This is a genomic window from Actinotignum timonense, from assembly GCF_030216305.1.
Taxonomy (GTDB): Bacteria; Actinomycetota; Actinomycetes; order Actinomycetales; family Actinomycetaceae; genus Actinotignum; species Actinotignum timonense_A.
In genome coordinates this window covers 18,779-43,303 of the sequence record NZ_JASOKT010000014.1, presented here as the reverse complement: position 1 = coordinate 43,303, position 24,525 = coordinate 18,779, and the positions used below count along the sequence as shown (strand labels likewise).

At 61.8% G+C, this 24,525-nt stretch carries 17 protein-coding genes and 3 tRNA genes; 11 read left to right on the top strand and 9 right to left on the bottom strand.

The window, feature by feature from the left end; translation table 11 throughout:
* Positions 1-20 precede the first annotated feature (20 nt).
* The 3 genes from QP305_RS07375 to QP305_RS07365 form a co-directional block, all read right to left on the bottom strand.
* On the bottom strand, positions 21-818 hold the full coding sequence (locus tag QP305_RS07375) for an endonuclease/exonuclease/phosphatase family protein (RefSeq protein ID WP_284904739.1): 798 nt from the start codon (positions 816-818) through the stop codon (positions 21-23).
* A gap of 88 nt (positions 819-906) precedes the next feature.
* Positions 907-1,323 carry a peptide-methionine (R)-S-oxide reductase MsrB gene (gene msrB, locus QP305_RS07370; RefSeq protein ID WP_284904738.1) on the bottom strand — a complete coding sequence of 139 codons (417 nt, stop codon included), beginning with the start codon at positions 1,321-1,323 and terminating at the stop codon, positions 907-909.
* Entirely contained in the window at positions 1,295-3,286 is a 1,992-nt protein-coding gene (locus QP305_RS07365; protein WP_284904737.1) for a mechanosensitive ion channel family protein, read from the bottom strand. The genes msrB and QP305_RS07365 overlap by 29 nt, the downstream gene beginning before the upstream one ends.
* 271 nt (positions 3,287-3,557) lie before the next feature.
* On the opposite strand from QP305_RS07365, the gene QP305_RS07360 reads away from it, so the two are divergent.
* The 5 genes from QP305_RS07360 to QP305_RS07340 all read left to right on the top strand — a co-directional run bounded on the left by QP305_RS07360 (position 3,558) and on the right by QP305_RS07340 (position 9,076).
* A tRNA-Glu gene (locus QP305_RS07360) sits at positions 3,558-3,630 on the top strand.
* Positions 3,631-3,655: 25 nt separating this feature from the next.
* Positions 3,656-3,729 (top strand) — tRNA-Asp (locus QP305_RS07355).
* 39 nt (positions 3,730-3,768) lie between these two features.
* Positions 3,769-3,844, top strand: a tRNA-Phe gene (locus tag QP305_RS07350).
* A 1,518-nt stretch (positions 3,845-5,362) separates the two neighbouring features.
* Entirely contained in the window at positions 5,363-6,553 is a 1,191-nt protein-coding gene (locus QP305_RS07345; RefSeq protein WP_026428718.1) for an NAD-dependent formate dehydrogenase, read from the top strand.
* Between the two features lie 264 nt (positions 6,554-6,817).
* The gene (locus QP305_RS07340) at positions 6,818-9,076 is read left to right on the top strand and encodes a CAP domain-containing protein (protein WP_284904736.1); all 2,259 of its coding nucleotides are present in this window, start codon (positions 6,818-6,820) and stop codon (positions 9,074-9,076) included.
* Between the two features lie 132 nt (positions 9,077-9,208).
* Here QP305_RS07340 and QP305_RS07335 read toward each other — a convergent pair whose 3' ends face one another.
* Together QP305_RS07335 and QP305_RS07330 are read right to left on the bottom strand one after the other, a co-directional pair.
* Positions 9,209-10,312, bottom strand: coding sequence for an LppP/LprE family lipoprotein (locus QP305_RS07335; protein ID WP_284904735.1), 1,104 nt, complete (start codon positions 10,310-10,312; stop codon positions 9,209-9,211).
* A 52-nt stretch (positions 10,313-10,364) separates the two neighbouring features.
* Positions 10,365-11,303: a sugar kinase gene (locus QP305_RS07330; protein WP_284897221.1), complete on the bottom strand. Its 939-nt coding sequence runs from the start codon at positions 11,301-11,303 to the stop codon at positions 10,365-10,367.
* A 411-nt stretch (positions 11,304-11,714) separates the two neighbouring features.
* On the opposite strand from QP305_RS07330, the gene QP305_RS07325 reads away from it, so the two are divergent.
* The 5 genes from QP305_RS07325 (at position 11,715) to QP305_RS07305 (ending at position 16,067) form a co-directional block, all read left to right on the top strand.
* Positions 11,715-13,148 (top strand): sodium/glutamate symporter, encoded by a 1,434-nt coding sequence (locus tag QP305_RS07325; RefSeq protein WP_087069769.1) that lies wholly within the window; start codon positions 11,715-11,717, stop codon positions 13,146-13,148.
* Between the two features lie 142 nt (positions 13,149-13,290).
* The gene (locus tag QP305_RS07320) at positions 13,291-14,031 is read left to right on the top strand and encodes a CBS domain-containing protein (protein WP_284904734.1); all 741 of its coding nucleotides are present in this window, start codon (positions 13,291-13,293) and stop codon (positions 14,029-14,031) included.
* A gap of 236 nt (positions 14,032-14,267) precedes the next feature.
* A complete protein-coding gene (locus QP305_RS07315; RefSeq protein WP_284897222.1) occupies positions 14,268-14,768 on the top strand; it encodes a phage holin family protein in 501 nt (166 codons plus the stop codon).
* On the top strand, positions 14,765-15,619 hold the full coding sequence (locus tag QP305_RS07310; RefSeq protein WP_284904733.1) for a DUF3618 domain-containing protein: 855 nt from the start codon (positions 14,765-14,767) through the stop codon (positions 15,617-15,619). The genes QP305_RS07315 and QP305_RS07310 overlap by 4 nt, the downstream gene beginning before the upstream one ends.
* A gap of 172 nt (positions 15,620-15,791) precedes the next feature.
* Positions 15,792-16,067 (top strand): DUF3073 domain-containing protein, encoded by a 276-nt coding sequence (locus tag QP305_RS07305; RefSeq protein ID WP_236624486.1) that lies wholly within the window; start codon positions 15,792-15,794, stop codon positions 16,065-16,067.
* Positions 16,068-17,226: 1,159 nt separating this feature from the next.
* Here the strand turns inward: QP305_RS07305 and QP305_RS07300 are convergent.
* The 4 genes from QP305_RS07300 to QP305_RS07285 all read right to left on the bottom strand — a co-directional run bounded on the left by QP305_RS07300 (position 17,227) and on the right by QP305_RS07285 (position 21,779).
* Positions 17,227-17,601: a sterol carrier family protein gene (locus QP305_RS07300; protein WP_284904732.1), complete on the bottom strand. Its 375-nt coding sequence runs from the start codon at positions 17,599-17,601 to the stop codon at positions 17,227-17,229.
* Positions 17,602-17,730: 129 nt separating this feature from the next.
* The gene (gene gdhA / locus QP305_RS07295; RefSeq protein WP_284904731.1) at positions 17,731-19,080 is read right to left on the bottom strand and encodes an NADP-specific glutamate dehydrogenase; all 1,350 of its coding nucleotides are present in this window, start codon (positions 19,078-19,080) and stop codon (positions 17,731-17,733) included.
* Between the two features lie 207 nt (positions 19,081-19,287).
* Positions 19,288-20,238, bottom strand: a complete 951-nt coding sequence (locus QP305_RS07290) for a phosphoribosylaminoimidazolesuccinocarboxamide synthase (protein ID WP_274734134.1) — start codon at positions 20,236-20,238, stop codon at positions 19,288-19,290.
* Between the two features lie 257 nt (positions 20,239-20,495).
* The gene (locus QP305_RS07285) at positions 20,496-21,779 is read right to left on the bottom strand and encodes an adenylosuccinate synthase (RefSeq protein ID WP_274734136.1); all 1,284 of its coding nucleotides are present in this window, start codon (positions 21,777-21,779) and stop codon (positions 20,496-20,498) included.
* Positions 21,780-22,012: 233 nt separating this feature from the next.
* Between QP305_RS07285 and QP305_RS07280 the strand changes: the two genes are divergently transcribed.
* Positions 22,013-24,376, top strand: coding sequence for a glycogen/starch/alpha-glucan phosphorylase (locus QP305_RS07280; protein WP_274734137.1), 2,364 nt, complete (start codon positions 22,013-22,015; stop codon positions 24,374-24,376).
* The last annotated feature ends 149 nt before the right edge of the window (positions 24,377-24,525 follow it).

Sequence of the window (24,525 nt, the reverse complement as noted above, 5' to 3'; positions counted from 1 at the left end):
TCGAGCGTGGAGGTGTGGCCCTATTTCCAGACTGCAGTAGCGCGTAGGGCGCGATGGTCGGAGAGCGGCAGGAAGAGGTTTTCCGCGGCCCGCACCTCAACCCCGGTTCCGAGGATATGGTCGATTTGACTTTCTGGCTCATCGGAGGGGTAGGTGAGGGCTTCGGCGGCGGCTTCGAATCCGGTTGCCGCGAGTGGCACTTCGCAGCCGCGGATATTGAGGTCGCCGATGATGAGCCGCGGGGCGTTCTCTAGCCCGTAGCGCTGGGCGAATCCGGTGAGGGCTCCGGTTACGGTGCGTAGTTGCGTGACGTTGAGGCGGTACGTGTACGTGAGGTGCGTTGCAGCAACGACGACGGAGTGCCCGGGCGCCACCTTGATTTCGGCGAGGATCGCAACCCGGGGGATTTCGCCAATCCCGATATTTGTCCGCAGGGTTTTCAGCCATGTTTCTTGCTGGTGGACGGGGAGGTTGATGACCTCGCGAGCGCCGATGGGGTAGACGGAGAGGAGTGCGGTGCCGACCCCGCGGGCTTCCCCCTTTTTGGTGGCGCGGAGGCGGCCGCGCTCATTTTTGGTGGGCGCGAAGATGGCTTCGTGGTAGTTGCCGGCGGCGAGGAGGGGTGCGTAGAGGTCTCCGCCGGCGGTGGTGACTTTGACTTCTTGGAGGGCGAGAAGTTCCGGGCCTGCGGCGGTAATGAGCCGGATGGCTTTGCTGATGGATTCGCGCTGCCATGTCACTTTGTCCGTGCCCGGCCGCGGGCGCCGTGAGGGCTTACCTTGTTGAAGGTTGGCGGACATGACATGAAGGCTCGGCATGGTTTCTCCTTTGTCGCGACCCGGTGGACACCGCCGGCCCGGGGAGTTCCCTTGGTGGCGGTGTGCAACACGGGTGATTCTACCGAATCTATGCGGTTGTAGACGTGTTTGCGGGTTCGAAGGTGAGCGCGACGGAGTTCATGCAGTAGCGCTGGCCGGTGGGTGTGTGGGGTGCGTCAGGGAAGACGTGCCCAAGGTGGGAATCGCAGGTGGCGCACCGGACTTCGGTGCGGGGGTAGCCGAGTTTGTAATCGACGTCTGTGCGCACGGCATCGGTGCGGGAGGGGTCATAGAAGCTGGGCCAGCCGCATCCGGCATCGAATTTGGTGGTGGAGCGGAAGAGTTCTGCCCCGCAGGCCCGGCACCGGTAGATTCCTTCGCGGTTTTCATTCAGGAGTTCGCCGGTGAAGGGCGCTTCGGTTCCAGCTTGACGCAGGACCGTAAATTCTGCCGGGGTGAGGACCCGGGCCCATTCTTCATCGCTTTGCGGGAGCATCCGTGCCATGACTTTTCCTTTCTTCAGTTTCCTCATTGTCGCTACTTTGTTTAGCGGCTTCAGGCTGCTTCGCGGTCTCGCTTTGCTTAGGTGCGCCAGCTTGCTTGGCGGTACCAGCTTGCTTGGCGGCGTCGGGTTCGCTTGCTTCTCCGGATACGGCCGGGAAGACGGCGGTTGGAGGCGCCGATGATTCTGAGGGGACTTTGCCAGCTTCGTGGACGGGTTCTTGCTGGCCGGTGCGGCGCGCGGCATTATGTTCGCGTTCTGCCAGGACGTCGGCACCCGGGCCGGAGAATTCTTGGCCGCGTTTTTCAGCCTGGATGGATCCGGTGAACAGCGAGGCTTCGTGGCCTTCCCGGATGCGGGTGGCCGGGCCTTCCCCACCGGCAGGGCTTTCGGGCCGGCTGGCTACCGGTACCCGCTCCGGGCGCACCGCCGCTTCAATATCAGATGCAGAGAGAATGCGGGTTTCTTGGTAGTCCTGCGGGTCGAAAGTGGTATCCGGTTCGGTTTGTTCTTGAGCACCGATGGAGGTGCGGGTGACTGGGCGAGCCGCGGGCTTGGCCGGCTTTTCAGATTTCGTGCGCTTCTCAGATTTCGCGTGTGCCTCGGACTGCGCGAGCTCCTCAGATTCGGCACGGTCACCAGAGTTCCCAGCCGCCGCTTCCTCAGGCTCCCCCTCAGCTTCGCTTGATTCGCCAGCCGCATCGCTTCCTGCCTGCTCGGCGTCAGTTCCCTGCTGATCCGAGTCGCTTTCCGCGGCAAGGGTACCGGGGGCGGACGAGGCTGCGTCGTCGTTATAAAAACGGGTGTGTGGGAAGGCATCCGGGGCGTTGTTCTGCAACCACACGATGAGCTTTTCACGCACGTGGTTACGCAGGTCGGTGAGTTCGCCGGGTGAGGATGCGGAGACAATCGCGGAGACTTGTAGGCCGTTCGCGGTGGAAGCATCCCCCACCACGAGGATGCCGGTATCACCATCCCAAAGGTCAGTGTTGGCGAGGATGCGGTCAAGTTCGGCACGTAGTTCCGCGATGGGGGCGCTCCAGTCCAGTTGGAGGACCACCGATCCCATAATGTCTAGATCGCGCCGGCTCCAGTTTTCGAAGGTGGTGGAGGTGAGTTTATTGGAGGGCACGATGAGGCGCCGGCCGTCCCAGACTTTGAGGACCACATAGGAGAGTGTGATTTCCTCAACCGTGCACATATTCCCATCCCAAATGACGATGTCATTGACGCGGATGGAATCCGAGAAGGCCAGCTGTAACCCCGCGAAGAGCGTACCCAGGGTGGATTGCGCAGCAATACCAACGACCAGGGAGATCACGCCCGCGGAGGCGAAAAGTGAGGCGCCGGCGGCTTTTGCGCCCGGGTAGGTCATGAGCATGGCGGCCAGGCCGATAACGACAATGAGGGCTACCGCCAGGCGCCGCAGAATCTGGAGCTGGGTTTGCACCCGCCGATAGCGCGTTTCCGCTACCCGCTCCACGAATTTGAGGTAGGAACGCGCTGCCCCGTTCACCACGCCGACAAGCAGCCAGGTCAGACCCGCGATAATGAGGAGAAGCAGCAGGTGTTTGAGCACGGGTGACCAATTAGGCCGATCCTGTTCCGGGAAATTCTCCATATAGGAGAACAGCCCGAAGCGCGCGCCCACCACCGCGAGCGTGAATTGCGCGGGCACCTGAACGCCGCGCACCACATCGATAAGCCCGGTATGGCGCCGGAAACCGGCCTTGACCACCGCCACGATAACCACGGCGATCACCCAGCCGATGAGGGCACCCAGCAGGCACACCCCGAGCAGCTGCGCGATATCAACCGTGGCAGCCACGGCCTGTTCGGCAACTTCATGCAGATCCGAGGTGGGGGTGGGTTCCGGCGTGGGCGCCTCACTTTCCGCCCGCAGCCAAGGCGCGAGCGAGAGCGTTTTCCAGGCGGACGGGGCCACCGCGAGTACCGATGCGTTCATGTCTGAAAGCCTAGTAGGTGCCTACGACAGAAAAAGCGGCGTCGAACTCCTTTCGCCTCCGGCGTGAGACCGCCGGGAAGCGCCCACAAGGCTCCTATCTGGTACGACGCCGCCCTCGCGCAGCGTGGTCACCTCCCTGAAAGGCGCGGATTACCGCGGAAAACTCGCTTGGTGATCGAGAACACCCTCGTTCAATTTGCTAAGACCTGGAATCCTACGTAAGCTTATACCCGTTCCCTCAGCGGGGACGCTTTGAGAACAACGTTCTTGAGCCCCCATCGTCTAGAGGCCTAGGACGCCGGACTTTCACTCCGGTAACACGGGTTCGAATCCCGTTGGGGGTACGCGATGGTTATTTGCCTAGCAAATGGCCCCGTAGCGCAGTTGGTTAGCGCGCCGCCCTGTCACGGCGGAGGTCGCGGGTTCAAGTCCCGTCGGGGTCGCGAAGGAAGAACGCCCGGGAAACCGGGTGTTTCTCTTTCGGCTCTGTAGCTCAGTTGGTAGAGCGTTCGACTGAAAATCGAAAGGTCACCGGATCGACGCCGGTCGGAGCCACCACCTCCCACCCCTTGCTATAACAAGACTTTCTCGCATTCACGCCACCTCCTTATCCATGTTTTGGTGACCCTGTTCGAGAAAACGCCCAAACACATCCCCAACTCTTTGCGCAGGGACGATACGAACGCTCGCTAAGATAGCCTCCACCGCACCAACGAATAGGCGCACGATCAACGTGTTTTATATAAATACCGCAAACACAGAATGGTATTCAGTATCACAATCTTTTTTAGGTAGTTTTTATAAAGTTACGGCCATTACCACACTATTATGGCAATTGAGCACCCCCCCCCCGCGGGGTTAATCATTCGTATAAATGACGTATTTGCTATAAAAGGGGGAGATCATGATTCCTACCGTGAAACGTATCATCGGACTTGGCGTCATCACCGCCTTGCCCTTCCTCACGCCAACAGCGGCAGTCAGCGCCACTCAAGACAGCCCTCAACCAACGGCGAATCCAGATGAAGCGGCACCTACGATTATTAGGGAAATAATCGACCATCCCGATCCACTTATACCTCTGCCTCCCGTACCGAAGCCGATGCCCACGTCTACGCCCATCGTAGAACTGCCCCCGGTTCCAGTGCCACCTCGCCGGCCAACGTTTAAGCCGGTCCCACCCCTACCACCTCCGCCTCCAGCACCGAAACCGACGCCTACAGCCACCCCAGTCGAGGAGAACCCTCCCGTTCCAGTGCCATCACCAACGACAACGCCGACGGCACCTTCGCCCACTGCGTCACCGTCTACGACGCCATCACCCACACCCAGCGAGTCGAGCACGCCAACGCCTACGGCTACCCCGTCGGAAACCCCTATTCCTACACCCGAACCAACGGAAACTCCATCAGCAACAACAACGCCGACGGCTAGCCCGTCGGCAACCCCGACGCCGACCGCAACACCAACGGCAACACCGACCGCTTCGGAAACGCCGACACCGACCGCAACACCAACGGCAACACCCGCCCCCACTGAATCACCCGCGGCAGAGCCCTCAGCCACGCCCACGGCCGCCCAGCCGGCAAAACGCCTGGCGGACTCGGGAGCTCCCACCGGGGCCGCGGCACTTCTTGCTGGCGGATTGCTCGTGGCGGGCAGCGGCGTCGTCGCCAGAAAGAAGCGTGCCTAGCGGGCCGCAACCACATACACTCCATTACCTACGCAAAGAAGGGTGACCGGTGTTCACTCACCGGCCACCCTTCTTTCACGCCACCACTCGCAAACGTACCCCAACAACACGCTCCCACACACAAGAACCACCTCGCACCCGCAAGCTAGGACTAACGGCACGTACCCGCCCGCACCACATCCGTTATTTTCGATAAAAAATAAGACAATTCCGATCACAAATTACAACCGCAAACCGCCATTTTCCGCCGTTCCACACCCGCCTTGCACCAACTTAGCGACACTCTAAAAATGGGTCTTGACACACCTTACCGGCCTGGGACTAAAGTACTAACCGAGCCGGCGAAGTGGCCGGCGACTCACTACTAAAAGAGGTGATTTTTAATGGCGAAAATTCTGATGGTGCTGTACCCGGATCCCGTGGACGGCTTCCCGCCCAAGTACATTCGCGATTCCATTCCCACGATTGATTGCTACCCGGGCGGCTCCAGCACTCCTACGCCGTCGGGCATCGATTTCACCCCGGGCGAGATGGTGGCGTGCGTCTCCGGCGCCCTGGGCCTGAAGAAGTGGGCCGCGGATAACGGTCACGAACTCATCGTCACCTCCGATAAGGAAGGCGAGAATTCGGAATTCGAGAAGCATCTTCCCGATGCGGACGTGGTTATCTCCCAGCCGTTCTGGCCCGCCTACCTGGGCAAGGATCGCCTGGAGAAGGCCAAGAACCTCAAGCTGGCCATCACCGCCGGCGTGGGCTCCGATCACGTGGACCTCACCGAAGCGATGAAGCGCAATATCACGGTTGCTGAGGTCACCTACTCGAACTCGATTTCGGTGGCCGAGCACGCGGCCATGACCATCCTCAACCTGGTGCGTAACTTCGTTCCCGCCCACCGTATCGTCACCGACGAAAAGGGCTGGAACATCGCAGATGCCGTCAAGTGGTCCTATGACCTGGAAGGCATGGACGTGGGCGTCATCGCCGCCGGCCGCATCGGCCGCGCCCTGCTCAAGCGCATGAAGCCCTTCGATGTGAACCTGCACTACTACGATCTGTACCGCCTCGATCCGAAGACGGAGAAGGAACTCGGCGCCACCTACCACGAGACCGTTGAGGACCTCATGCGTAGCGTGGACGTGGTATCCATCCACTCCCCGCTCACCTCGGATACCTACCATATGGTGGACGAGAAGATGATCAACTCGATGCGCCGCGGTTCCTACATCGTGAACACCGCCCGCGCGGAGATCGTGGTGCGCGACGACATTGTCAAGGCCCTCGAATCCGGCCAGCTCGGCGGCTACGGCGGGGACGTGTGGTACCCGCAGCCCCCGGCCGAGGATCACCCGTGGCGCACCATGCCGCGCAACGCGATGACCCCTCACACCTCCGGTTCCTCGCTGTCCGCACAGACTCGCTACGCTGCCGGCACCCGCGAAATCCTCGAAGATTTCTTCGCTGGTCGCCAGCTGCGCGATTCCTACATTATCGTCCAGGGTGGGGCGCTCGCCGGAACCGGCGCGAAGTCCTACACCACCGACGGTAAGGCCAGCCCCGGATCCACCGGTAAGTAAAAGGTAGAGCGTTCTCGCTCTATTTCTAGCTCTCGCAAGTCCTGAACTCTCCATTGGCGCCGCGTGGCGAACCGCGATCTCCCTCGGGAATCCGATTCGCTCCGCGGCGCCGGTGTCGTGTGTGGGGGTTTCGCGGCGGTGACGTGCGCGGCGCGGGCCAGCTTCTTCCCACTATGCGTCCGGCGTACGCCCAGGAACGGCCACTAACCTGCGCTCCGGGAATTATCCCTTTCACTTTCACGGTCGAAACAGAAAGAGACTCTTATGCGCACATCGGCACTCCTCATGACGGGGGCTCTGCTGGTCCCGCTCGCCGCCCAGGCCCTGCCGGTTCTCAGCCCCGCTCCCGCCGCCGCCAGCGACATCACGCCCGGTAATAGCTCCGCAACCCAGCTCGCCGAGGCCCGTGCCCGACTCACCGCCGCGATTAACGCCCGGGACGCCATCCTCGCGGAAATAAAAGCGAGCGGCGCGAGCCTCGCGGATATTCAGAGCGCCGCGCAGGCCTACGCGCGGGCAAACGCGCAGGTGGAGGCCGCGCAACAGGCGTATGATGCCGCGGTCGCGAAAGCTTCCAGTTTCGATTCCGCAAAGAAGGGGTACGACGACGCAGCTTCTGTCATGCCCCAACTCGCCAAGAATGCCGAGTCCGCGCGGGCCCGCCGCGATGCCGCGCAGGCCGCCTACGATAAGGCGATTGCGCCCAATCCTGAGGCTGCCAAAGCCGCCCAGGAACAAGTGGATGCCGCTCGGGCCAAGCTTGAAGAATCCAAGACCGCAGCGAAAGCGCAATGGGATCGGGGAACCCTCGGGTTTTACGAAGCCCGCAGCGCCCAGAAAGCCCTCGATGTTTTCAGCACCAATACGGAGTACCAGGGTAAGCCACTAGCGTCCTATACTCATCCGGGCGCAGCCGATGATGCCACGAACCTGGATTCCATGGCGACAACCCTGAGCCTCATTACGAAGATCAACGAGCTGCGCGCCGCACACCAGCTTGAGCCGCTCAAGGTCACGGACTACCTCATGGCCGTCGCCCAGCTCCAGGTCAATGCACAATCTCGCACCAATAAAATGACGCATATTAACGCGTTCAACGTGGCAGAAAACCTTGCCTCCGCGAACTATCCCGGCGATGAGCTCTCCCTCAAGCTCTGGTATCACAACGAAAAGGCACTCCACGACCAGGGCGTCACGGACTTCGCGAAAGTCGGGCATTACCTTAATATTGTGAACCGCGATTACACCGTAACCGGGATAGCTTTCGCCCCTAATATCCAGGCAAATACTTTCGATCACACGCCTCTTTACGGTGACACCTCGCAGCCGCAAACGGTTGCGGACTACTCCGCCGCGCTGCAGAGTTATATGAATGGCCTCAAGGATGAGATGGCCCAGGGATCTTCCGTGGCTCGTACGGCTCTGGCAGATGCGACGGCCGAACTCGAAGCAGCTACCAAGGGCGATCCTGAATCCTTGGAAGCCCAGATCGCGAAAACGCAACTTGAGACCGCTGCCCGAGAATACGACGAGGCCAAGGCCGCGCTCGATACCGCGCAGGCCAAACTCACGGCCGCGACCGCAGCTTATGAGAGCGCGAAGGCCGCGAAGCAAGCTGTCCAGAAACTCGCCGAGCAGCTCACCGCCGCTCAGGGCGAGCGGGAGCGTGCCGCCGCTCGCGCCGCGCAGCTCGGGGAATTCGGCGAGCGGCTCGCCACCGCGGAGGCCGATGTGGCGCGCGCCCAGGCCGATGTAGATCGCCTTTCACCCGCGCCGGCGCCGAATCCCGCGCCTACACCCGGCACTCCCGGCACGAACGCGCCCGCTCCCAACAACCCCGCCACCGGCAACGTCTTCTACGTTTCCAATGATTGGACCTCACGCGAGGCCGCCAGCGTATTTTCCTACGGGCGGGCCGGCGATGAAGTGCTCGTCGGCGATTGGGACGGCGATGGTAAGGATACCTTCGCGGTGCGCCGCGGCAACAAGATCTACGTCAAGAACAGCGTGGATGGCGGAGCTGCCGATGTGGAATTCGCCTACGGCCGCGCCGGCGATGAAATCCTAGTAGGCGATTTCGATGGCGACGGCAAGGATACCTTCGCCGTGCGGCGGGGCAATACCTTCTACGTCCTCAATTCCCTGCACGGCGGGGAGGCCGACCGGGTGGTCCACTACGGGCGCGCGGGCGACACCGTCCTCACCGGCGATTTCGACGGGGACGGCAAGGACACGTTCGCGGTGCGCCGCGGCAACCTGTACTACGTCAAAAACGCCATCGCGGGCGGCGCGGCGGATACCGTTTTTTCTTACGGCCGTGCCGGTGACGCCACAATTTTGGGCGATTTTAACGGCGACGGCGTAGATACGCTGGCGGTGCGCCGGGGCAATACCGTTTACGTGAAGAATTCGCTAGCCGCTGGCGAAGCCGACCAGGTCCTCGCTTACGGGCGCACCTCCGACCAGCTCTTCGTGGGCGATTGGGACGGCAACGGCACCGACACCCCCGCCGTCCGCCGCTAAGGCGCCGACCCAGGAAATAGCACCATCCTGTAGCGCCATCCTCGCGTATGTGCAGCTCTGCACTCACCTACCGCACCAAGGTGAGTGCAGAGCTTGTTTTCGCTGCACCTAAATGCGTATAGAAAGAACTCATTACCAACTCTGGTAACCACTGCGCGCCATGTACACCCCGTGACCTGTTTCCGTATTCCAACAGCTCATGGCGTAATTACTTGCCACACAGACATACGGGCCCGAATAGACAACCTCTCTAGGTTTCACAACCATGTGACCAAAGTTTTTGACCATATACGGTTGAATATCCTGAGTTTCGTGCGCTTCCGGAACTTCATCTCGCCATAGCGAGAAGGACCAACGGGGCAAACTACCACTGTTACCCGGGTGTGATGGATAGAGGTTACGCTCCTTATATGACTTCACCCCGCAGGTAGCACTGCCATTTGGCGGGTCATAAAACTGACATGTCACATTAGCGTCTTTATCAGTAATGGTTCGGACGTCCCGCTGGCTTTGTGGATCATAACCGCTGATCGGGATCTCAATCGCGCCTTCAGGTACCGGACCGCCAGCCCCAATGTATGCGCCAGCAGGAACGCCCGGCCGATGGCCTTTGTCGACATAGCGTGGTTTATCAAAGTGGTCCGAACTGGTTGTTGTAAGCTGTTCTGCCCTCCGCGGGAGTTGGCCCACGCGGACAATCTCCGTTTCCGCTTCGTTCATGGTAAAAATCGACGACGCTATGCCACTTGCCGACGCCGAATCTTCATCAGCTTTAGCATAAAGATAGTTGATCTGAATTTCATTTGGCGATATTCGTACGACGCTAGCCGGCATACCGAAAACGTCACTACCTGTAGCCGGATACAGATACTCACCGTGGCTATAAAGGATCTGGACACTCATGGGTATCCCCGAGGATTGGCTTGCCGCAACAGAAATGACAGAAAGGGGAGCACACGGATCGTAGCCATCGAGATCGGCATACTGAATGTCTTGTATCCAAGGAAGATCGGGCAAATGCGGCGCTCGCGCAATACCATCGGCAAAAGCCTCTTCCGCACCCATGCCGCATGTGGTAGCAGACCGAGAAGATGGTTCCGGAGAGGAGGTCACAGTGTCGAGAACTGTGCCGGAAGCCCCTGACGGGTCCACGGCGGAGGAGTCTGGTTGTTTTTGCGAACAACCGCCTAGTAGTAACACGACCAGTCCAGTTAAAACACCAACGCTCTTCTTCATAATGGCCCCTTTTTAGTCATTCGGAAAGCTTTAGGTTGATAATGCCGGCGCGCTAGCGCGCCACTTCGCCGCCGGAGATCTCCGCGATGGTGAGTTCTTCGCGGGTGGGCCCGCCTTCCCAATCGCCGATGGTGCCCACCGCGAAGGCCCCCAGGAGGTGCCCGCGGTCCAGGCGCTCCGCGAAGGAAAGTCCCTCCAGCCACCCGGAAAGATAACCGGCCACGAAGGCGTCACCAGCCCCGATGGTATCCACAACGGTCACCCGCCGCCCGGGTCGTTCCACCGACTCGGTGGGGGTGGTCACGCGCGCCGTCGTCGAATCTTTCCACACCACTTCCGAAACGCCCCAGTCCAGCAGGCGCTGAGTTGCCGCGGCCACCTCGGATTCGCCGGTGAGCAGCTCCAGTTCCTCCGTGCCGCCGAAGACCACATGCGCCCCGCGCGCGATCTGCGCGAGCACCGGCGCCGCGTCCTGAGCATCCCACAAGCGCGAGCGGAAATTGACATCGAAAGACACCGGCACCCCGCGCTCCCCGGCCAGCTCCACGGCGAGCATCGTGGCGGCACGTGCTTCCTCCCCGAGCGCCGGGGTAATGCCCGTCAGATGCACGATTTTTGGCTCCAGCTCAAACATGGCGCGGATCTGATCAGGGGTAATGAGGCGCCCCGCGGAAAACTTACGGTGGTAATCCACCGCGAAGGTCCCCAGCCCGGCGTGGCGCGAGACCAGCACCCCGGTGGGCGCGGTGGTGATCTGGCGGGCGTGATCCCAGCGCACGCCCTCGCCGCGCAGGGTCCGCATAATCATGTACCCAAATAGGTCCTTGCCGACGCTCCCGACCCACGCGGTGGAATGCCCCAGCCGCGCCATCCCGATGGCCACATTCGTTTCCGCACCGCCGAAGGACGCGCGCGGCCGCGCCCCGATCTGCGGAGATTCCGTAAAGGTCAGAGCCCCCATCGATTCGCCGAAAGTCACCAGATCCGTCATATTTTTCCTCCTTGATGACGACGCCGCCCGCGCCCCGCCGCCCCGGCCTGGTGTGCCGGGGTCGCGCGCGTGGCGGTCACCATAGCCATCATATCGAGGGGGAGTCCGCACGGGCGGAGAGGCCCGGCGTCGTCGTTAATAAAAGGAAAAGCGCGGCAACCGAACCGTGCGGGGACGCACGACGGCGCGAACGGGCCGCGAGCGCGCGCGTGAATCTCGGCACATCGCAGCCCCCAGCACCATACCTAACTAAAAAATCGCCATAGTTTTACTGTATCTTTACTAATGGGAGTGGGTTCCACGCACCCCTCCCGCAAGCTTCGCGTGAATCGCGCGGGCCCGGGCAGATCGCACACCGCGAGCGCCCGCGCATCGCGCTGAACGTAACTATCGCAATCGTAGGAGGGGACGATGAACGCATATACGCCGTGGACCATGCTGGTCGACGCCGGAATGATTGGCCTGCTGCTCGCCATTGGGGTGTTTCTGCGCGCCCGGGTGAAGTGGCTGCAGAATATGCTGGTTCCCGCCTCGGTGATTGCCGGTGCGCTGGGGCTGGTGCTCGGCCCGAATGTGCTGGGGGCGGTAGCGGAAAGCCGCGGCTGGCATATTGGGTCGTGGCAGGTGACCGGGATTCCGTTCTCCGAGCATATGGGCACGTATGCCTCGATTCTTATTGTTATTGTGTTTGCCTGCATGGCTCTCACCGATGATTTTGATATTCGCAAAGTCAATAAAGCGGTGGGTGGTTTTGCTTCCTACGGGGTGCTTATGTACGGGGCGCAGGTGGCGCTCGGTATGGCTTTCGCGCTGCTGTTCCTCACTCCGGTGCTCGGTTCGCCGGACGTGCTGGGCATTATGCTGTTCACCGGCTGGGCGGGCGGTTTCGGTACCGCGGCGGCCGTGGGCAATATTTACGCGGAAAATGGGCAGCCGGAAGTGGCGTCGCTGGCTTTTACCTCGGCTACGGTGGGGCTGCTGGTCGGGGTGGTCGGCGGGATTATCCTCGCGAAATTCGGGGCGCGGCGCGGGCAGGCCAAGGCTTTCCGCGGCATGGATTCCCTGCCCGATGAGCTCCTCACCGGGGTGCTCGATGCCAATAAGCGCCGCCCGGCCCTGGGCTACCACACCTTCTCCGGCGGTTCGATTGAGACGCTCTCCTTCGAGGTCGGGATTGTGAGTCTGGTGGCGGTGGCCGGCTACGGGATTGGTCAGCTCCTCAAGCACCTGTTCCCCGGTATTTCCTTCCCGCTTTTCGCCATCGCCTTCCTGGTGGGGATCGTGGTGCGGATTGTTATGAACGGGGTGGGGGCTTCCCACCTGCTCGACGCGGGCACGCTGCGCTCGGTTTCCGGGCTGTGCACGGACATTCTAATTGTGTGCGGTATTGCTTCGATTCAGCCGGAATTCGTTTCCGACCACCTGCTGGCCCTCGGCTTGCTGTTCCTCTTCGGTCTTATTCTGTGCACGGTTTTGGGCCTGGTGGTGGCCCCGCGGCTCATGGGCGAGGGCTGGTTCGAACGCCAGCTCTTCACCTGGGGGTGGGCTACCGGCTCTGTTTCCACCGGCCTGGCGCTGCTGCGCATCGTGGATCCCAAGCTGGAATCGGGCACCATTGAGCAATTCGGTTATGCCTACCTGCCGGTGGTTCCGGTGGAGATTTCCGCGGTGTCCTTCGTGCCGGTTATGGCGCTGGCCGGGATGGGCTGGGCCGTGGTGGGCGTCTGGGGTGCCATCGCGGTGCTCGGGCTGCTAGGCGGCTGGTGGGTGGTGCGCTCCGGGCACGCGAATACCCACGGCGAGCCCGGCCCGGTGGGCACCCTGGGTACCGGGTTTACCGGGTAGCGCGTTTCGGCTCGCGTGCGGCTCGCCTGGGGTTCGCCTGGGGTTCGCGTGCGGTTGCACGCGAGTGCACGGGTGCGCGGTTGCACGGTTCACCCACCCACTCCAGTCCGTGCAACGCGGCCCGCTTCGCTACCATGGTGGCATGAACGACGACGCTGCCACCTCCCCGACCGCGAACTCTCTCACCCAGCGTTTCCTCTCCGCGGTGGAAGACCTCCGGGCTGAGCTCGATCATGCCACCGGCCTGGATTCACGTGGTTTCGGGGATGCCTGGGCGAAGGCGTACGAAAAGCGGGTTCCCGCCGTCGTTCGCAATAACAACCTGGGCGAGGTACTGCGCAATCTGCGCAATACCATCGCGCATAACAACTACAAGAACGGCCAACCCATTGCCACCCCGCGCGCGGACCTGGTCGAAGCCGCCGAGCGGCTACTTTTCCAGGTGCGCAACGAACCGCAAATCCAAAACTTCATGATTCACGACGTCGCGACCGTCTCTCCCGTGGATACTTTCGCTACCGTCGCCGCTATTCTCGACGCGCACGGCTACGCCCAGCTTCCGGTGGTGGATGGCTCCACGATTATCGGGCTGCTCACCACCAATATGGTGGCCCGCTGGGTGTCCGGAATGGTGACTGCCGGGAAAGAATCCCAGCTGGCCGACGTGCCGGCCGGGGATATCCTCGCCCACAGCGGCACGCACGACGCTCCCCTCTACGCCAAACCTTCCGATAGGGCCATGGCAGTATGCATAGCCCTGACCGACCGCGGCCATCCCGCAGTGCTCATCACTCGCACCGGGGATGCCACCGGGGTGCTTATCGGGCTGGTGGCCCGCGCGGATGTGGGGCGGATTTTCAGGGATATCGCCATCGCAAGGTAAGCGGGCGGGGCGGGAGGCTGCGGCGTCGTCGTACTATTCTGTGGTGCGGCGGCGCGCGAGCGATGCGGGGACCTGCGCACGCACGAAACGCTGCCCGCGCGCGGCGGCGCGCACGCGTAAGCGCTGCGCCCTCGCTCAGGAAGAAATTTTCGCCTTCCCGTTATCTATTTAAAGCTTTCTGCGGCACACTAGAATGTATCTATCGCCACGTTATTGGCTGACGCAAAGGGGATGTGATGGCGCAAGAAGATGTTGAGAACGCACGGGCAAGCACCACCGGGCCGCTTCCGGGCTCCGGCTACGTGGCGTCCTCCTCCGAAGAAGCGCGGGCAGCCGCGGCGCGCGAACCGAACCGCCGGACCGTGGGCGAATTGTTTTCCTCCGCCACGGCGCAATTCTCCACCCTGGTCCGCGACGAAATTCAGTACACCCAGGCCAGTCTCAAGCACAAGGTCCTCAACCTCGGGATGGGCGGGGTGCTCCTCGCGGTGGCCGGGGTGCTGGCGCTGTTCATGCTCGGTTTTCTGCTGCACGCGGCGGCGGCCTTCTTTACGGTTGTGTTCGGCGGGCGCTGGTGGGCCGGCTACCTGACGGTTGCCGGGATTCTGCTCCTTATTATTGCGGTGCTCGCGCTGCTGGGGCTGCGCAAACTCAAGAAATCCGGAAAGTATCCAACTAATCTTGTTGGCGGCCTGAGCAAGGACGTCGACGCCGTGAAGAAAGGCCTGTCGAAGTGAGCGCTTCCGATAACCGTAAACCTGAGGACATCCAGCGCGATATCGAGCGCACCCGCGCGGAGCTGACCGCCACCGTCAATGAGCTGGTAGATCGCCTGGATCCGCGCACGAATATCAAGAACGCGACCGACGCCGCGAAGGACAAGGTGGCCACCACCACGGCCACCCTCAAGGACAAGGCCTCCGCTTTTGCCGAGGCGGCGAAAGATAAGGCTGCGGCTTTCGCGGATAGCGCGAAGAGCACCGCGGCGGATGCCTCTGCCAAGGCCTCTGCTAAAGCCTCGGATTTCGCGCATACCGCGAAGGCGAAGGTGAACGATCTGGCCGATTCCGCGAAGGAACACCTCGCGGGCGCGGGCCTGGGCGGCGGTGCCGATGGGGCTGGTGCGTACGGCGCTGACGGTGCTGGCGCTGACGGTGCCGATTTCGGCGGCCCGTGCGGCTGCGGTTGCGCGGATGCCGACGTTGAGGCGGTTGCTGAAGGCGCCGTGTGCGGCGGCGGTTGCGGTTGTGGCGGCGGTGAGCACGGTTGCGGCGACCACGATTTCGGCGACCACGCCTGTGAGTGCGGTGGCGCGTGCGGTGGCGGTGCGTGCGGTGGCGCGCATCATTACGACGACGCCGCCACCGGCCACGGGCGCTCGGGCCATTGTTCCGCAGGTCATGCCTTTGCCGGTCATTCCTCTGCAGGGATTCCCTCGGCCGCGCAGGTAGCCCAGGACGTTATTGACGATGCTCGGCGCGGGGAACAAACCGGGCTCGCCGTGGTGGCTGGCCTTGGCGTTGCCGCCCTGGGTGCAGTCACGCTGCTGGGCAGTGCCATCTTCGGGCGCGGGCGCCGGCGCAAGTAACCACGTGGCGCGTGACACCTGTCGCGGGGTTCGTGGCCGCTTTACGGGCCATCTACCTGGGAAAGGTGAGGAGCGCCGTACTCTTTCCGCGTATGTCACATAGCCATATATAGGCCATAGCGGCTAATATAGGTCACGAAATAGTAAACCGGGCCAGATGAGCCCAGATGAGATGAAGGGGGTCGAGCTCATGGGGCGCGGCCGTCAGAAGGCTAAGCAGCGTAAGGTAGCCCGGAATCTCAAGTACTTTACACCGGATACTGATTACGCCGCTCTCGAGCGTGAGCTGGGTATTAATCGTGATGAGCGCCAGGAATCCCACTACGATTCCTCGGATGATCCGTATGCTCGTTACGCCGACTACGCAGATTACGACGAGTCAGATGACAATGACGATGACTGGGCGGATGACTACGATCCGAACAATATTCCACCAGCCACCAAATAGGTACTCATTCCTGTAACGAACGTGCCGGCGGCCCCAGGGCTGCCGGCACAATTGTTTCTGAGCCAGCCCCGAACGAGGCCTATAGGACACTTGGTGTTGGTTTTATCCGGACTTTTCGGCTTGCTAGCAGGCTAAAGTCGGGTTCAAACTCGGTTTGACTCGAGTTTTTGGATGGACAAAACGTGTTGGTTTAACCCCGACTTTCCCGCATTCTGGCGCGGAAAAGCCCGGATTGAAGACCCGCTTTCCGCCCATTTTCCCGCTCAGCGCCCGCCCAAGCCCTGCACGTACGCAAAGCGCGCCGTCGTCCGCGTATACAAGCGTTTGGCGGCCCTCCACACCCGCCGCATGCGGCAGGGTACGCGGGAGGGGCGTCCGCCGCCGTTTACCCCGCAAAGCAATGGATTCGCACGCTTGACGGTGGACCCTGGCGAGGGCCAATCCACGGTATGCACGAACGGGGCGGGGTGCCGGAAACTGCGTAAACACGGGATCGAGCTCGGGTGAAGGCCTGCTCGGCGGGCTAAATCTAGGGATACCTACGGTATCGTAACCAACACATTTTGTCCTATAGCCCGGAAAGGCGTAAGAGCACCGTTTCGGAGCGATTTCGTGTCTCATACGCCCACTACACGGGATGCGTTGTCTAGAATGCCCACTTCGAAGGGGCGAGATACCAGGCCGACTCACAGAATGTACATGGGTGACAGTTTTTTCCGCGATTTAATGTCCGTGGCGTACACTCTGCGCCCCTAACAGTCCGAAATGCACGTTTTGCAGCCCCGAATCTTGAAAATGGCCCATTCCGCCGACCCCGCGCCGACGGGAGATGGGTGTGTTTTTCCGAGGCGTACTTCGCGTGTACAACATCTGCACTACAGCTCGGAAAACACCTACCACCCCCGCCAGGACGTGTGTGACTATTGAGGCTCCAGAGACTTGTGTGACTTATGGGATTACCGAGGTCAGCTCCCGCGCCGGCCCGAAAAACGTAGTGCAAATTGGCGCACGGTTTTGGCGATTTTTCTGTCACCAGGTTGCACTACAAGGCCGGCACAGTCCAGGATTTACACTTGACGGCCCCACGGCCCGGGGAATTACCCTACGCACCCGCGGCGCAGCACTCCCCGTCCCCAACTCGGCACTCCACACCCTCAGCTCAGCGCTCCGCGCCGGCCACATGCACCAGGGGGAGAAACTCGGAGAGGTTCGCGCGGGTTCCGGAGGCGTCCACCCGCCCGGAAGCCACGGCATCATCCCAGTTCAGAGTCCCCACGCACAATCCCAGGAACGTGCCTGCATCGCATTCGACCACATTCGGCGGGGTACCGCGCCGGTGGCGCACCCCGGCAACCGCCTGCACCGCGCCAACATACGGAACTCGGATTTCCACCGCGTGTCCGGGATGCCGCGCCGCGAGCTCCTCGAGAAGGAAGCGCACCGCCGTGCGCGACTCACCCGCGCTGAGCTCCTCACCTGCGCGAAAGCGGGCGAGGAGGGGCAGCGCGTCCGCGCTATCGATTTTTCGTGTCACGGATCCACTCTACGACGCCTTGGCTAACAACGGCACCTAAGGTACGACGGCGCCGCCGCGAGCGCGCCGGGGAGAGACCGCGAGCGCGCCCGCCCGGCGAAGTAGGCAATCCGCCGGGCGCACGCGCCCTTAGATCACACCCTGGGCGATCATCGCCTCCGCAACCATCTCGAAGCCCGCGGCATTGGCGCCCACCACGTAGTTACCTTCGTGGCCGTAGCGGGCGGCGGCATCCAGGGAAGTGTCGTGGATATCGCGCATGATGTCGTGCAGTTTGGCATCCACCTTCTCGAAACTCCAGCTTTGCCGCGCGGAATTCTGCTGCATTTCCAGCGCGGAGGTGGCCACCCCGCCGGCGTTCGCGGCCTTGCCGGGGGCGAAAAGCACCCCGTTTTCCTGGAGCAGGTGGGTGGCTTCCAGGGTGGTGGGCATATTCGCCCCTTCCACCACGGCGCGCACTCCCCCATCGAGAAGCTGGCGCGCATCGACCTCGTTGAGTTCGTTCTGGGTGGCGCACGGGAAAGCAATATCCGCGCGAATCCCCAGCTCAGCCAGGTCCCACACCTTCGCTCCGGCCTGGTAACGCGCACCGGGGCGCTGCGCCGCGTAATCGGAGACCCGCCCGCGCAGATCTTCCTTAATATGGCGAAGCAACTCGACGTCGATGCCGGCGTCGTCGTAAACCATCCCGGAAGAATCCGAGGCCGTGACCACGCGCGCGCCCATCTGCTGCGCCTTCGCGATCGCGTACAGCGCGACGTTCCCGGAACCGGACACCACGGCGGTGCGCCCGTCCAAGCTTTCCCCGCGCGCGGCGAGCATGGCGTCCGCGAAGTAGACCGCGCCGTAACCGGTGGCTTCGGTGCGGGCGAGCGAGCCGCCGAAGCCGAGGCCCTTGCCGGTGAGCACGCCGGCGTCGAAAGTATCGCGGATGCGGCGGTACTGGCCGAACAGGTAGCCGATTTCACGCCCGCCCACGCCGATGTCGCCGGCGGGAACGTCAATATCGGGGCCGATGTGGCGTTGCAATTCGGTCATGAAGGACTGGCAGAAGCGCATCACTTCGTTATCGCTTTTGCCTTTGGGGTCGAAGTTCGCGCCGCCTTTGGCGCCGCCGATGTGCTGGCGGGTCAGCGCGTTCTTGAAGATTTGCTCGAAGCCGAGGAATTTGAGCATGCCCAGGTAAACGGTGGGATGGAAGCGCAGGCCGCCTTTATAGGGCCCGAGCGCCGAGTTGAATTGCACCCGGTAGCCTTTATTGACGCGAATTTTGCCGGCGTCATCAACCCACGGCACGCGGAAGGCGATGATGCGTTCGGGTTCGACCAGCCGTTCCAGGATGGCTTGGTCGGCGTACTCGGGGTGAGCCGCGAGGACCGGGGCGATGGAGTCGAAAACTTCGCGCACGGCCTGATGGAATTCGGGTTCGCCCGGATTGGCGGCGACGACCTGATCGTAAACTTTATTCGCGTAATGCATATCAAAATGGTAAAACGTCCGGGTGCTTTCGCGGTATGATTTCGCACCGCGAACACGACTCCGCGGTGCACGTCACATTGAGGTGCGGTGCGCGCGGGGTTCGTGCAGAACGACGACGGCGCCACCGGGCAGCCGCCACCCCGGCGCGTAAAGTGAGTGCGGCACTCGAAGCCGGCACGGCGCGCGCCCGCCACTGCGCCGCCGCACCTAGCGCCCGGGCCAGCGCTCCCCGGTGAGCATTTCACAAACACGCAGGTAGCGGTCGCGGATATCAGCCACAACGCCGGCGGGGAGAGCCGGCGGCTGGGTGCCCTGCTCCGCATTCCACCCGGATTGCGGAGACATGAGCCAGACCTGGGCCGCGTCCTTATCGAAGGAACGCAGCGCTTCCGGGGTGGGCAGTACCTCCCCGGATTTCACCGCGCGGTATTCGGTGGACAGCCAGTAGTGGGCGGTATCCGGCGTGAAGGCTTCGTCGGCCAGGATGAGCCGACTGGAGCCGGCATCCATATCCGTACCGAATTCCAGCTTGGCATCGGCAAGCACCAGCCCGCGGGCCAGCGCGATGGCGTGGGCGTGTCGGTAAAGGTTGAGAGCCAGAACGCGCACCCGCTCCGCGGTGCCCTCCCCCACGCGCCGCATAAATTCCTCCCACGGAATGGGGATATCCGGGCAGCCCGGCCGGCGCTTTTCCGCAATTCCGACCCACGGTAGTTCCAGTTTGGCGCCCACTTCGATGGCGCCGTCGTACGGCATGGCATCGAGCGTGCCGAGGGTCCCGAGCGAGCGCACCGCGCCCGCGGTCAAATAGCCGCGCACCATCACTTCGTAGGGGAGCATGCGCAGGGCCCGCACCAGGATCCCGCGCGCGGCGATATCCCGCGGGACGCCGCCGGGTAGGTAGTGGCTTTCTGCGATGTCCCCGGTGCGGTCGAACCACCAGCGGGCAATCCGGGTGAGGATTTCGCCCTTGTCTGGAATGAATGTGGGAACAACGTGGTCGAAAGCAGCGATACGATCCGAGGCCACAATGAGATAGGTATCCATCCCGGCCATCGCACCCCCGGGCACGGGCCGGTATAAATCGTGCACCTTCCCGGAATAGGTGCGTTGCCATCCCCGAATGGGGACAAGGCTACCTGTGGTGTATGTAGACATTCCCGCCCCTCAATCTCTTCACGCGGGAGGCTCCTTCGCGTTCCCGCTCCGGTGCTGTATGAGAGGCCACCGCGGGCTCCGCGTAGCACATCGCAGCCCGACGGTGATCCTCCCCACACAACGTTCTTTCCTTATAGTAAAGGAATCTTTACCACCTGTCCTGGGAGCTAAGTCACCTATAGCACATTTACGCAGGTCAAACCGGGTAAAGTACGACGGCGCTAAGCTCAGCCAAGCTCAGCCAAGCTCAACGAAGCTCAGCCAAGCAGATCGTGGAGCACGATCGTCTGTTCGCGATCCGGCCCCACTCCGATGAGCGAGAAGCGGCAGCCGGCCATCTCCTCCAGCCAGCGCACGTAGCTTTGCGCATTGGCGGGCAGGTCCGCGAATTCGCGCACCGTGGAGATGTCCTCGGTCCAGCCGGGGTGGTACTCGTAAACAGGCTTAGCGTTAGCGAAATCCCAGGTGTCGATGGGGAATTCGTGGACGCGCTGGCCGTCAATCTCATAACCCACGCACACCGGGATCTGTTCCACCCCGGTGAGCACATCCAGCTTGGTGAGAACCAGATCCGTCAGGCCATTGACCCGCACCGCGTAGCGGGTTACCGGGGCGTCATACCAGCCGCAGCGGCGCGGGCGCCCGGTAGTCACGCCGTATTCGCCGCCCGCTTCGCGCAGCCAATCGCCGGTATCTCCGTGCAGCTCGGTGGGGAACGGCCCTTCGCCCACGCGGGTGGCATAGGCCTTGACGATGCCCACCACCCGGTCAATGCGAGTCGGGCCCACCCCGCTGCCGGTGACCGCCCCGCCGGCCGTAGCATTCGAGGAGGTCACGTAAGGATAGTTGCCGTGGTCAATATCCAGGAGGGTGGATTGCCCACCTTCAAAAACGACCGTCTTGCCGTCATCAAGGGCCTGGTTGAGTTCACGCGAGGCGCTAATCATCATGGGCGCGAGGCGTTCCCCGTAGGCGAGGAGCTCGGTGAGCACGTCGTCGACATTAATCTCCTCACGCCCCAGGGCCCGCAACACCAAGTTTTTCTGCGCCACCGCGGTCTCTACCTGCCCGCGCAAACGCCGCGGGTGCACGAGGTCCACGATGCGAATCCCCACCCGGTTCGCCTTATCCGCGTAGGTGGGGCCGATACCGCGCCCGGTGGTGCCGATTTTGCCGTCGCCGAGGACTTCCTCGTTGAGGCGGTCAAACATTTTCGTGTACGAGGTGATGACGTGCGCATTTCCGGCGATGCGGAGGTTTTTCGTGGAGACGCCGCGCGATTCCAGCTCCGCCATTTCCGCGAAAAGAGCTTCGGGATCAACGACGACGCCGTTGCCAATCACCGAGATGCAATTCGAATTGAGAATGCCGGACGGGAGGAGGTGGAGAGCGAATTTCTGGCCATCCACGCTGACCGTGTGGCCGGCATTATTACCCCCGTTAAATTTCACAACATAATCGGCACGCTGGCCGAGCTGGTCAGTTGCCTTGCCTTTTCCTTCGTCGCCCCACTGGACGCCGAGAATAATGACCGCGGGCATAGTATCTAATCTCCTCGTTATATCAAACAGGTGTAAAGAGCTCCGCCACCCGTGCCATCGTGCGGCTACCGTGCCGCCACCGTTGGCACCCAGGCCCCAGACCCTCGGGCGAACGTCCCGCTTTACTACACAATAATAACCGCCACAGCCCAACCTGGGCATCTGTTCACATTTTCGCAAGGTTTCTCGGCTAAGGTAGAGAAGGCACGTGCCCGAATATTTCGAGGAGCAAAATGTCTGAACTGACTCAACCACTCGGGGCTTTTACCCGTTCGGTATCCGGTGTCTCGACCTCCGGATCCTCCCTACGCGATTACTGGGAGGGGCTGTCCGAGCTCACCATGAGCCGGCTGGCCGATAACTGGGAAGCCACCACCAAGAAATACCGGGAGGGTCAGCGCGCCAGCTACTTCTCCGCGGAATTCCTCATGGGGCGCGCACTTCTCAATAATCTCGTCAATCTTGGCCTGGTGGAAGATGCCCGTAAGGCCCTGGAAGATTACGGTCTCAACCTCACCGATGTGCTCGATGAAGAACCCGATGCCGCGCTCGGTAACGGTGGGCTGGGGCGCTTGGCCGCCTGTTTCATGGATTCGTGCGCTACCCTCAATTTCCCCGTGGTCGGCTACGGGATTCTCTACCGCTACGGCCTGTTCAAGCAGAGCTTCGTGGATGGTTTCCAGAAAGAAGAGCCGGATCCGTGGATGGAAAACGGTTCTCCGTTCGTGGTGCGCCGGGAGGCGGAAGCCAAGCACGTGAAGTTCGCGGATATGGATGTGCGCGCGGTTCCTTACGATATGCCGATCACCGGCTACGGCACCGAGAATGTCAATACCCTGCGCCTGTGGAAGGCGGAGCCCCTCGAAGAATTCGATTACGATGCCTTCAACTCCCAGCGTTTCACCGATGCGATTGTGGAACGCGAGCGCGTGAATGACCTGTGCCGGGTGCTCTACCCGAATGACACCACCTACGAAGGCAAGGTGCTGCGGGTGCGCCAGCAGTACTTCTTCTGCTCGGCTTCCCTCCAGTGCCTGATCGCGGAGCATAAGGAAGCCCACGGGGATATCCGGTCCTTCGGGGAATACAACTCTATCCAGCTCAATGACACCCACCCGGTGCTCGCCATTCCGGAGCTCATGCGTCTGCTCATGGATGAGGAAGGCCTGGGCTGGGAGGATGCCTGGAAGATTGTTTCCCAGACGTTTGCCTACACCAACCACACGGTGCTGGCCGAAGCGCTGGAGACGTGGGAAACCTCGATTTTCACCAAGCTTTTCCCGCGTATTTACGACATCGTGGCGGAAATGGATCGCCGTTTCCGCGCGGAGCTGGCGGAGGCCGGTTTCCACCCGGGCAAGATCGAGTACATGGCTCCGCTTTCCGGCGGACTGGTTCATATGGCCTGGATCGCGTGCTACGCGTCGTTCTCTATTAACGGGGTGGCCGCGATCCACAGTGAGATCCTCAAGCGCGATACTCTCCACGACTGGTACGACATCTGGCCCGAACGTTTCAATAACAAGACGAATGGGGTGACTCCGCGCCGCTGGCTGCATAATTGCAATCCGCGCCTGGCCGCGCTGCTCACCGAAGTGCTCGGGGATGATTCCTGGGTGACGGATCTGGATAAGCTGGCCACCATTGAGGAACGCGGGAATGCTGATATTTACCGCCGTCTCATGGAGATCAAGGCGGAAAATAAGCGTGATTTCGCGCGTTGGATTAAGCGCCGCGACGGCATCGACATTCCCACCGACGCCATTTACGACACGATTATTAAGCGCCTGCACGAATACAAGCGCCAGCTTATGAACGCGCTGTACATCCTCGATCTGTACTTCCGGATTAAGGACAATCCCAGCATGGAAGTCCCGCCGCGGGTCTTCATTTTCGGGGCGAAGGCCGCGCCGGGGTACAAGCGCGCCAAGGCGATTATCAAGTTCATCAACGAAGTGGCGAAGCTCGTGAATAACGACGCCGATACGCGCGGGAAGATCACCGTGCTCTTCGTGGAGAACTACAATGTTTCGCCGGCCGAGCATATTATTCCGGCCACCGATATTTCCGAGCAGATTTCCCTGGCCGGGAAGGAAGCTTCGGGTACCGGCAATATGAAGTTCATGATGAACGGCGCGCTGACGCTGGGCACCATGGACGGAGCCACGGTGGAAATTGTGGACGCCGTGGGTGAAGAAAACGCCTATATTTTCGGGGCTCGCGAAGAGGAGCTGCCGGAATTGCGGGCGCGCTACAACCCGCGTGAACAGTACGAAACCGTGCCCGGCCTCAAGCGGGTGCTTGACGCCCTGGTGGACGGCACCGTGAGCGACGGCGGGACCGGCGAATTCCACGACCTCCTCGGGTCTTTGCTGGACGGTTCTTCGTGGGAGACTCCGGACGTGTACTACGTCCTTGGCGATTTCGCTGATTACCGAGCCACGCGTGATCGGATGGCCGCGGATTACGCCAACCAGGAAGAGTGGGGCCGCAAGGCGTGGATCAATATCTGCCGCTCGGGCCGCTTCTCCTCCGACCGCACCATCGCGGATTACGGCCGCGATATCTGGGACGTGGAGGCGACGCCGATTAAGTAGCGCGGGCGCTGCGTGAGCTGCGGCGCGGTTACGTGAGCTGCACGTGAATCGCACGGCTGCGTGGACTGTACGCAAGCGCTGCGCGAACCGCGAATGGCTACGCAACCCATACGGGCGGCGGGTGTGCTGATTCTGGCACACCCGCCGCC